The sequence below is a fragment of the Streptomyces sp. PH10-H1 genome, assembly GCF_030063355.1.
GTDB lineage: Bacteria > Actinomycetota > Actinomycetes > Streptomycetales > Streptomycetaceae > Actinacidiphila.
Window position 1 is genome coordinate 1 of record NZ_JASISZ010000142.1, and the last position, 8378, is coordinate 8378.

Below are 8378 nucleotides of genomic sequence, written 5' to 3' on the forward strand. Positions count from 1 at the left end.
GGTTCTCGACCGGCCACCCCAACGACGCCTTCGACCCCGCCGCCACCGTCCACCTCGCCGACCACGAGGCGTGACCGCGCCCAGCCCGCCCAACCGGCAAAGGACCTGCGACGCGCTGCACTAGTGCTGTGACCGCATAGGTTCGCCGGGTTGTTGCTCGCGGTCGTGGTGGTTCGGCTGGTTGGGTGTGAGGAGACATCCGATGCGGTGTGTGGAGGTGTGGTGGCTGAACCGGTTCGAGTACGCAGACTGACGGATCAGGAAGGGCAGAAACTGCAGCAGATTGTGCGGCGGGGCAGTACCAGCACGGTGCGTTACCGGCGGGCGATGATGCTGCTGGCCTCGGCCGGCGGGAACCGGGTGCCGGTCATCGCCCGGCTGGTGCAGGCCGACGAGGACACGGTGCGCGATGTGATCCACCGGTTCAACGAGATCGGCCTGGCCTGCCTGGACCCTCGCTGGGCGGGAGGCCGTCCCCGCCTGCTCAATCGTGACGACGAGGACTTCGTCGTCCAGACGGCCACCACCCGCCCGGCCCGACTCGGGCAGCCCTTCACCCGCTGGTCCATCCGCAAACTCGCCGTCTACCTCCGCAAAGTCCACGGCCGGGCGATCCGGATCGGCCGCGAAGCCTTACGGACGCTCCTGTCCCGCCGCGGCGTGACCTTCCAACGCACCAAGACCTGGAAAGAGTCCACCGACCCGGACCGGGACGCCAAGCTCGACCGGATCGAACACGTCCTGGAACGCTTCCCCGGCCGCACGTTCGCGTTCGACGAGTTCGGACCGTTGGGCATCCGCCCCACCGGCGGGTCCTGCTGGGCCGTGCGGGGACGGCCCGACCGGGTCCCCGCGACCTACCACCGCACCCACGGCGTCACCTACTTCCACGGCTGCTACTCCATCGGTGACGACACCCTGTAGGGCGTCAACCGGCGACACAAGGGTGCGGTCAACTCCCTGGCCGCGTTGCGGTCGATCCGCGCCGCGCGACCGGACGGTGCCCCGATCTACGTGATCATGGACAACCTCTCGGCCCACAAGGGCACCAAGATCCGCCGATGGGCCCGAAAGAACCGGGTCGAGCTGTGCTTCACCCCGACCAACGCCTCCTGGGCCGACCCGATAGAGGCGCACTTCGGGCCGCTACGGCAATTCACCCTCGCCAACTCCCACCACCCCAACCACACCGTCCAGACCCGGGAACTGCACCGCTATCTGCGCTGGCGCAATGCCAACGCCCGCCACCCCGACGTCCTGGCCGCGCAGCGCAAAGAGCGCGCCCGTATCCGCAGCGAGAAAGGCGTTCGCTGGGGCGGCCGACCTCTCCCGGCCACGGCCTGACCGCTCAACCACGGTGTTGCTCTCGCGCCACCGCAGAGGTCAACCACCGGGTCGATCAGTGGACATGGGCGGCGATGATCCGCGCGCACTCCAGGGCCTCGACACGCGTCGTGTCCACCTCCAGGTCATAGCGCACACCCTGGTGGACGACCTCTGCCTGCGCTTCGGCCATCCCGGTGACCCGATCACCGCGTGCGACCTCCCGACCCACAGCGACCGCGCTCTCGCACCTGACACCAACCCACAGCACCTGCAACCCGCCCAGAGCCTTCTGCCACCGCTGCTGGGATGCCGCTCCACCGAGGAACACCTCATCAACGATGACCCGGGCACCCGCACGGGCCATTGCGGCGATCCCCTCGATCCACGCCTCTTCCAGCGCCCGGAACGAAGACCCGATCAGCACCTCGCCATCCGGAGCGAACTCGATCCCTGCCTCCGACGACCTCATGGACGCGGGCATGCCCTGGACCAACGTGTCGACACCAAAGACCAGCCACGGATCCGGCATGACCGCCTGCAGACACCGGGCCAGGCCGGACTTCCCCGAGCTGGAACCACCATTGAGAACGATCATCTGGGTCATCACCACGCCACGGTAAAGGCGCCGAAGCAGTGGCCCAAACCGATTTTGGCCAACATCACTGTGCCCACCACAACCCGGTGAACCTATGCGGTCACAGCACTAGCCCCTGCTGCGCATCCGTTGCGCACTGGCTGCGCAGTGCGCAGTCGTCGCCAACCGCCATCGGCCATCGGCCATCGCCGACGGTAATTGCGCAACGCGGTCGCCTGGCGCACCACCGTCGGCGTCCAGGCCGGTCCCGCCGTGTACGTCACCAGCCGATGTTGTACGTGAAGCAGATGACGTACACCGTCGGCCAGCCGCATGACGTGTGCGTGGCGGGCCGTCGGCATCACCTAGGTCCGCGCGGTGCACCTGGCTGCGGGGTCGGGATGTACTGCATTGCGGCGGTCAACGCGCCGGTGAGGACGGGAATCAGATGCCGGATCAGCCGCGGCGCGTCCGGAGCGCTCCAGACCTTAAGTCCTCGCTTCGCTGCGATCGGCCTTGAGCGTACCGGCCGTGTCAAGGCGGAGATGGGAGGCGCGCCGACGCCGGTCCCGCCCGGCGCGCCAGGCGGGCACCCGCAGTACCGGGCAGTCGACCGGGTCGGTCAAGGGGACGTGAAATGCCCCGCTCGCCCCCTTGACGAGATAGTTCGTCCGCCCGGACAGCGTTGGAGTTGGCCAGTCCCCACGGTCCACGCGTAAGGATGTCAAGCACCTCCAGCCTGCGGTTGGCGACGCATCCGGGTGCGGGCGCGGGCGGGGATGTGCAGCAGCTCGTGCAGGGAAGTGCCGTGTTCGGCCCACAGGCGGAGTTTGTCGCGGTCGAGCCAGTGGATGTGGTTGGTCTCGCCCCAGGTTTTGGCGTCGCGGGTGAAGCCGCCGTTGGTGACGACGAAGGCGATGTCGGCGCCGTGGACGGGGCCGGCGGTGCCCTTCACCTCGTACATGGTGTGTGAGGCGACTCGGCCGGCGACGGTGATGTGCTTGCACTGGGCCACGAACATCCGCCCCGCCGGGTCCTTGCCCACCGCGTCGGCGGCCTGGTCGCCGCGCTGCCCGACGTGCCGGGCGGTGATCCCGTCGCGGATCATCAGGTCCCGCACCGCCAGCTCGAAGGCGAGCGGGTCCAAAGCGTCCAGTTCCGTCAGGGTCAGGCGCAGGTCTTTCAACCGCAGGGCGCGGGCCCTGTCCGCGGCCCTGCGCCGCGCCCACAGCAGCACGGTCACGGCGGCCGCCGCGGCGGCCAGGGCCGGCAGCACGTACCAGGCACGCAGCAGGGCCCCGAGCGCGGCGCGGGCCAGCTGCAGCACGATCAGGAAGCCGAACAGGGCGGCGATGCCGGCGGCGATCCGCTCGTTGCGATGGCGCGGCGGCCGCGGCAGCAGGGCCCGCCACCGCGCCGGGCGGCGGCGGGTCACCGGGCAGCCGGCTGGGAAACGGTCGGCGTCGGCGTCGGGGTGCTGTTGGTGTCCGTCGTGGTGCTGAAGCCGCCGTGCAGCAGCCCCCATCCCAGGACGGCCACGACCGCGAAGCCGATCCACTTGCTGCTGCTCTTCGCCCCACGGGGCGAGTTGTTGACCCAGTGGCCGCGCCGGTAGTGCTTGCCTTCGGGCATCGGAGTCCCCCTCCACGAACCGGCCGCCCAGCGCGGCCCGGTTCTCCTTCAGAGGGAAGCAGCCACAACTGACAGAAAACAGTGGATCAACCGGTAAAGACGACATTCCAGCCACGCCGTAGATGGGGGCGCCCACCCCGCCGACCTGCGAGCCCGTCGGCGGATCCCGTTCGGACCGGCAGGAATCACGCCAGTTTTTGCGCCCCCTCCCACCAGCAGAGAGTCGAGGACGCCGGAGCCCGGCACATCACCAACGCGCTCGTGCACCTTTTCGACGAACGACGGCAACCGTACCCGTGGCTCGTTATCCGTACGGGTAGACACAGTCAGAGACAGTCTAGGAATCCGGTGACCACGACGACAGCGGCGACGGTCGTTTCCCGAGCGGGAGCGGACCCGGCGGAGGGCCCCTTTCCGGGCTACCACAATGTGACCGGCTTCACTGGTGGTCCCGCCGGAGAGAAGCACGGGCGGGAAAGCAGGGGGCGATACCGGCCCAATGTGCCACCCGGAAACACGTGTTGCGATCTTGCTGTGACGTTCCGTCAATATTTTCGGTCAGTCGACTAGACGTTTGGGGTTCCTGTGACGGCATCAGGGGTGAGAGCTTCCGACGCTCTCCCGGGGCAAGGGGATACCCGGCGGCGTTCCGAAAGGTTACGAGTGATGTTTGACGGCATGACGCCGACCGCGCACCGCCCGGGGGGCACGGGCCCGCGGCGCGCAGTACAGCACCACCCGCTCCACCCCGTCCCGGCCCGTGCCCCATGGGATCTGTGGTGAACGCCAGCCGCGCCGTGCTGCGCACGGCCACCGAGGAACACCCGTCCGTGGTCTACGAGTCCTTCGTGCTCGGCAAGCGCGACATCTATGTGAAGGCCGCATTCCTCAAGCTCGGTTCCCACGAGGACGCCCGCGAGGTCGCCAACGTCGCGCTGTTCAAGATTTTCAAGCACTGGGACGACGCCCTGGCCAGTGAGAGCACTGCAGCGTTCGGCATGAAGATCCTGCGGAACGAGATCGCCGACACGCTGCGCAAGCGGGATCGGCGGCCGTGCTCACCGGCCGGCCTCGCCTTCGAGCCCACTGTGCGGCCGTTCGCCGGCATGGCCAACGAGGACATCGACCAGGTCGCGATCCGCATGGAGCTGCACCAGGCCATCGGCCGGCTCCCCGCCCGACAGCGCGAGTGCGTCACGCAGCACTACCTGCTCGGCTACGACGTGGCCGATGTCGCCGACGCGCTGGGCCTGTCGGACTCCACCGTCCGGACCCACTTGGCCAGCGGCTGCCGGGCCCTGGCCAAGGCTCTGGACGTGCCCGATGACGATTTCGCTGATGAGAAAGGCCCGTCCTCATGAACATCGAGGAGCTCCTGCGCGGAGCAGAAATCCGTACCCCCGCATACACCCCCGAGCAGCGCGCCGCCGACGACCGGGTGCTGCGCGAGCGCATCAACGAGGAACTGGCCCTGCGGGCCCGGCTGCGGCGGCTGCAGTACTTCGGCTGGCTGGTGCCCACTTCCCCGGAGCTGGCCGTGCTGCTGAACCCGGCCACGGGAGGGAAGGCCGCGCACAGCCGGCGGCAGGTCAAGCGGCGGCTGCAAACGCAGCTCAAGACCCTGTCCCGCACGGTGATGACGGCGCCGGGCGGCCACGACCGCCTTGAGGCGTTCATCGACGCCGAGCGGCCCGCCGACCCGATCGGCGCCCGCGCGTTCGGCTGCCTGCTGTTCCTCAGCGGGAAGGCCGCCCACGCCCGCTTCTGGTGGCGCTTCGCGGCCGGGGCCGGCGACAGCACCGCCGGGTATCTGCTGTTCCTCGAAGCACTGCTGCGCGATGCCACGAAGGAGGCGCTGCACTGCTTCCGCCTTCTGGACGGTCTCACTTTCGTCTCCGACCCCGACGGGCACACTCCCGCCGACGGGGTCGGCGAGCCGGCGGTGCTTGAGGCCGATGTCGGCAACCAGATCCAGGAGGTCAACACCGGGCGCTCCGGGCCGGGGAACGTCCTGATTCCCCAGGGGTATCTCGACGATGTTTCCGAACAGCAGCGGGAGGGCCTGTTGTGCCACCAGTGACCTCTTCGCGCCTGCGGGTGATTGGCACATTGGTCTACCCGATACCTCCCGCTACCGGAAGGGGTTCCCCTTGCCTGTGCGAGGGGCGTGCGCGGTGGGTGTGTCTCTCCGCACATGTGGCACCAGGTGCCGCCCACCGGTAGTCGACCTGACGACATATGAGCAGGCCATCGCCTCACCAAGGGTTCCCTCACCAAGTCGCCCCGACACGCGGTGCCGTGATGATGCGTCACGCCGGAGTGCGGGCGGGCGCCGAGAAGGACGGGGGTGCCGGACAGCGGCGGTATGCTCTCGTCACCAATCTCCTCTCCCAATGGTGGTACTCACGCATCGCGGACCCCCGGGGGTTCACGAAGGCCGTGGGCCCGTCGTAGGGAGGGAGGCCCCATGGCCGTCCAGGAAACGGTCCGGAAGGGTCGCAGCAACAAGGCGTTCAAGCGGACGAAGAAGGTGGTCCGCTGGGTCGGGATCTGTGCGGTACCCGTCGGTGCGTTGGTGAAAACCGCGATCGACGTGTACGAGTTCATGGGCCGATAACGCCCGTAGCCCCAGCCGGGGATCCCGGCCAGGGCCACGTTCTGCGGTAGTAGGAAAGCCTCATCCCTGCAATGCTTGGCCGGCACTGGGGTGGGGCTTTCCGCATGTCCGCCGTCGAAGAGTCCTCACGCGCAAGAGCGCATCATGTGATGCGCATCACGCGATGCGGAGGAACTGTCCCCCATCTTGCCTGTCTACCCCCCGGTCTGGCCACACTCCAGAAGGAGATCAAACCTGGTGAGTAGTTAGACGCAGAGCGATCCTTGCTGGCCAGGGAAACATATGTGCGCGGCACCCACGAGAAATGCGATGCGAAACACACCTCTTTCGGGCGCGTCCCGCACACCTGAGCGTGCCGCCCTAACCCTTGGCCAACGGATGTCATTCTGACATATCCACTGGAATGCCTGGTAGTTGCTTCCGTGTAGCTTCCAACACACTCCCCAAGCGGCATGATCACCTGGCAAGTGCATGAGCTGCCTGACCGGTTGCCACTGCAGGCCGTCTTATACCAGGCACCACTGACAACGAGCGGGCCACCGCGAGCGGTCCGCCCCACACCTCAGCTGGGCTTCCAGCCGCGCACTTCCAGGTGCGTCAGCTTCGCGTCCGGTTGCAGGCGCCCGGTCTCGACCAGCCATCCACGCACCGCCGCCGCGACGTCACCGCCGGCCGCGTCGACCTTCGCTTTCCACTCCGCCGCGTCGAATCCGCCGGAGCCCTGCCCGGCGCCGGGGCTGGCGCCGTAGGCGCGTTCCTCGGTGCCGTCGGTGCGTTGCACGACGCCGCGGCGCAGGCCCGGGGAGTCGATGCGGGAGCCGGCGGAGTGGGTGAAGGCGCCCTTCTTCGCCCGCACCGTGAACGCGATCTTGCCGCCGGAGGCGGCGGTGTTGGCGACGACGGGGCGCAGCCGGGAGGCGCCGGAGGCGATGTGCTGGCGGGCGGCGCGGGCCATCGCGGACTTGCCGGGGGTGCCGACGATGTCCTTGGTGCGTACTCGGGCCTTGTGGGGCTTGGCCTCGCCCGGCTTTGCCTTCAGCAGCCGGCGCTTGACGTTGGGTGCGGCGATGCGCTGGAGGTCGGCGATGGCGGTGGCGCCGCCGGCTTGGACTTCCTGGACGACGTCGCGCAGCGCGGTGACGAAGGCGGCGCCCTTGTCCTTGGTGAAGAACTGCGAGACGAGGGAGGAGTTGCGGCCGATGATGTCGCCGACCTGCTTGCGGCTGTAGCCAGCGTTCAGGAGTTCCTGGGTGAGGCGGGCGGCTTCGTTGAGCGGTGGGGTGGCCGGGCGGCCGCGGCGGCGGGGGGTCATTCGGTTCCTTCCGTCAGCGTCCTGCGGTCGATGCACTGCACGTCGATCTGGTCGGCCAGCCCCGCCAGGGCCTGCACCAAGACCTCGACGGTCAGGGCATCCAGCTGCGTGGCACCGGTGTCACTCCAACCGGACCATTCAGTGCCCAGCCGGCGCAGCAGGGCGCTGACCTCGTGGGCGCTGGTGAAGAGCTGGCCGGTGCCGTCCTGGATCAGCGGCAGTATCAGCGGGGTCTCGCTCACCCGGTGGCCTCCTGCATCTCGGCGAGGGCTTCGCGGCCGATGGCCTGGTGGGAGAGGAGTTCGTCCTCGGTGCGCGGGCCGGTCAGCTCCCAGGGGATGTGACCCTTCTTCAGGTAGTCGCCGGGGTTGCCGTGATACGGCCAGGTGACGTCGGCGGTGGTGTAGATCGCGTCGGTCCGGAACGCCACCACACTGCCGGCGGGCAGATGCAGGGCGCCGACCGACACGTCGTCCTCCCGCATCCGGGTCGACAGCAGCGCCGCGCGCGCCCCGGACCACACCCCGGCCGCCCACTCCGGATGGGCGTTGGGGTCGCGGGAGAACCCGTTGTCGCGCTGCCAGGTGATCGTGTCGCCGTCGATGCCGATGATCTGGGCGCCGTCCGGGGCGTCCTGGCCGACCGGCACCGTGCCGGTCACGATGCGCGGGCGCTGCGCGAAACCGCCGATGCCGTAAAGCAAGATGCTGCGGACCGCGCGCGAAGCCAGGCGGGCGGCCTCCCGCTGGCGTTCGTCACCGTGGATGGCGGCCTTCGCCTGCAGGGAGCTCCAGGCGTCCTTCAGCTTCTTGGACCATGCCTTGAGCGGGTCGCCGGACTGCCACACCAGGCCGTCCAGGATCTCGATCCGCCACGGGGCGATCGCGTTGTTCAGCGCCACGTTCAGTTCCGCGCCG

8 protein-coding genes and 2 pseudogenes are annotated in these 8378 nt (G+C 68.8%); 4 read left to right on the plus strand and 6 right to left on the minus strand.

Annotation, left to right across the window (positions count from 1 at the left end):
- Positions 1-222: 222 nt before the first annotated feature.
- A pseudogene (locus tag QMK24_RS39930) lies at positions 223-1344 on the plus strand (IS630 family transposase).
- A gap of 55 nt (positions 1345-1399) precedes the next feature.
- Here QMK24_RS39930 and cpt read toward each other — a convergent pair.
- The 3 genes from cpt to QMK24_RS39945 all read right to left on the minus strand — a co-directional run bounded on the left by cpt (position 1400) and on the right by QMK24_RS39945 (position 3532).
- A complete protein-coding gene (cpt, locus tag QMK24_RS39935) occupies positions 1400-1921 on the minus strand; it encodes a chloramphenicol phosphotransferase CPT (protein WP_283471812.1) in 522 nt (173 codons plus the stop codon).
- A 703-nt stretch (positions 1922-2624) separates the two neighbouring features.
- Positions 2625-3335: a restriction endonuclease gene (locus QMK24_RS39940; protein WP_283471804.1), complete on the minus strand. Its 711-nt coding sequence runs from the start codon at positions 3333-3335 to the stop codon at positions 2625-2627.
- Positions 3332-3532: a hypothetical protein gene (locus QMK24_RS39945; protein ID WP_283471805.1), complete on the minus strand. Its 201-nt coding sequence runs from the start codon at positions 3530-3532 to the stop codon at positions 3332-3334. Before QMK24_RS39945 ends, QMK24_RS39940 begins: the two co-directional genes overlap by 4 nt.
- Positions 3533-4311: 779 nt before the next feature.
- Between QMK24_RS39945 and QMK24_RS39950 the strand changes: the two genes are divergently transcribed.
- The 3 genes from QMK24_RS39950 to QMK24_RS39960 all read left to right on the plus strand — a co-directional run bounded on the left by QMK24_RS39950 (position 4312) and on the right by QMK24_RS39960 (position 6149).
- Positions 4312-4893, plus strand: a complete 582-nt coding sequence (locus QMK24_RS39950; protein WP_283471806.1) for an RNA polymerase sigma factor — start codon at positions 4312-4314, stop codon at positions 4891-4893.
- Entirely contained in the window at positions 4890-5612 is a 723-nt protein-coding gene (locus QMK24_RS39955; RefSeq protein ID WP_283471807.1) for a hypothetical protein, read from the plus strand. Before QMK24_RS39950 ends, QMK24_RS39955 begins: the two co-directional genes overlap by 4 nt.
- A 387-nt stretch (positions 5613-5999) precedes the next feature.
- Entirely contained in the window at positions 6000-6149 is a 150-nt protein-coding gene (locus QMK24_RS39960) for a hypothetical protein (RefSeq protein WP_283471808.1), read from the plus strand.
- Between the two features lie 562 nt (positions 6150-6711).
- Here QMK24_RS39960 and QMK24_RS39965 read toward each other — a convergent pair.
- The 3 genes and pseudogenes from QMK24_RS39965 to QMK24_RS39975 form a co-directional block, all read right to left on the minus strand.
- Positions 6712-7461: a hypothetical protein gene (locus QMK24_RS39965; protein ID WP_283471809.1), complete on the minus strand. Its 750-nt coding sequence runs from the start codon at positions 7459-7461 to the stop codon at positions 6712-6714.
- Positions 7458-7703 (minus strand): DUF6213 family protein, encoded by a 246-nt coding sequence (locus tag QMK24_RS39970; RefSeq protein ID WP_283471811.1) that lies wholly within the window; start codon positions 7701-7703, stop codon positions 7458-7460. The genes QMK24_RS39965 and QMK24_RS39970 overlap by 4 nt, the downstream gene beginning before the upstream one ends.
- Positions 7700-8378 (minus strand): annotated as a pseudogene (locus tag QMK24_RS39975) (hypothetical protein); the annotation flags it as partial. The gene QMK24_RS39970 and the pseudogene QMK24_RS39975, both read right to left, overlap by 4 nt.

What these genes read in the sequence shown, in the direction of transcription:
- QMK24_RS39965 (WP_283471809.1), bottom strand. Translation starts at nt 7,461, where the DNA reads ATGACCCCCCGCCGCCGCGGCCGCCCGGCCACCCCACCGCTCAACGAA.
- QMK24_RS39955 (WP_283471807.1), top strand. Translation starts at nt 4,890, where the DNA reads ATGAACATCGAGGAGCTCCTGCGCGGAGCAGAAATCCGTACCCCCGCA.
- QMK24_RS39945 (WP_283471805.1), bottom strand. Translation starts at nt 3,532, where the DNA reads ATGCCCGAAGGCAAGCACTACCGGCGCGGCCACTGGGTCAACAACTCG.
- QMK24_RS39960 (WP_283471808.1), top strand. Translation starts at nt 6,000, where the DNA reads ATGGCCGTCCAGGAAACGGTCCGGAAGGGTCGCAGCAACAAGGCGTTC.
- cpt (WP_283471812.1), bottom strand. Translation starts at nt 1,921, where the DNA reads ATGATCGTTCTCAATGGTGGTTCCAGCTCGGGGAAGTCCGGCCTGGCC.